Here is an 835-nt window from a genome sequence, read left to right as displayed (position 1 = left end):
GCCCAGCGGACAGTCAGGCTAGCAGCCGGGAGACCGACCATTCCACGCGTAAGGGAGCCATAGAGAGGCGTCTGGCCGTCGTCTCGCCTGGCGCTGTAGGCTTCACGGCGGCCTATCGACTGGCCCGACCTCCCAGGAAGGGCGAGCGCGGATCTCGGCGGCGGTAAGCCAGCGCTGGGCAGCGTGGCGCGCGGCGCGATCGGGCAGACGCGGTCCCGCAGCCATTGCTTAGCAATGCAGAGCAATGACTGCGTTCGCCCCCGGCCCGGCTGGTAACAGGGGAAATAACAGAGGTGCGACCATGCTACGGTCGACCCATGCCACCCCGGCCACACGTCGATGGAATGGGGCGTGCATGCGACCCCGCGAATGAGGCACCGCAACTACGAGGGCCTGGATTAGGTGGCCCGACCCGGGCGAGAGGTCCAGGTGCGAAGCATCGAGGGCGCCGAGCTGATGGCACGGCTGGTGCATCCCGAGTTTACTCCAACAGGCCGAGGTCGAGAGGCTGGCGAGGTAGAGCGATGGACAGTCACAACGTTCAAGACGTTTTTCTGAGCCACCTGCACACAAAAAGGACGCCCGTCACGGTGTTCTTGATGAACGGGATCAGGCTGCTGGGAACGATCGATTCTTTCGACAAGTTCTCGCTTGTGCTGCGCCGCGACCGCCACTCGCAGATCGTTTATAAGCACACGATCTCGACCATCGTGCCACTGACAGTGGTGCAGCTGTTCGAAAGACAAGGATCGCCGCAGCAGGGCAGGACACTCTCGCTGCGCTCCTAGCAGGCTCAAGATGGCCGGCAAGACGAAGCCCGACAGCGGGCACCAAC

Annotated in this window: 1 protein-coding gene and 1 pseudogene; both read left to right on the top strand. The window is 63.6% G+C overall.

Annotated elements, in window-relative coordinates; genetic code table 11:
• Window positions 1-91: 91 nt before the first annotated feature.
• Window positions 92-232 (top strand): annotated as a pseudogene (locus RSO01_RS50255) (HGGxSTG domain-containing protein); the annotation flags it as partial.
• 292 nt (window positions 233-524) lie between these two features.
• Window positions 525-788: an RNA chaperone Hfq gene (gene hfq, locus RSO01_RS46935; protein ID WP_147157501.1), complete on the top strand. Its 264-nt coding sequence runs from the start codon at window positions 525-527 to the stop codon at window positions 786-788.
• Window positions 789-835: the final 47 nt, after the last annotated feature.

The sequence above is a fragment of the Reyranella soli genome (assembly GCF_007992495.1).
Taxonomy (GTDB): domain Bacteria; phylum Pseudomonadota; class Alphaproteobacteria; order Reyranellales; family Reyranellaceae; genus Reyranella; species Reyranella soli.
The sequence above is the reverse complement of the archived record's forward strand: the minus strand, read 5'-3'. Positions and strand labels throughout refer to the sequence as shown.

Bases quoted from the DNA above. Each gene is read 5' to 3' on its own strand.
- hfq (WP_147157501.1), top strand. From the start codon at position 525: ATGGACAGTCACAACGTTCAAGACGTTTTTCTGAGCCACCTGCACACA.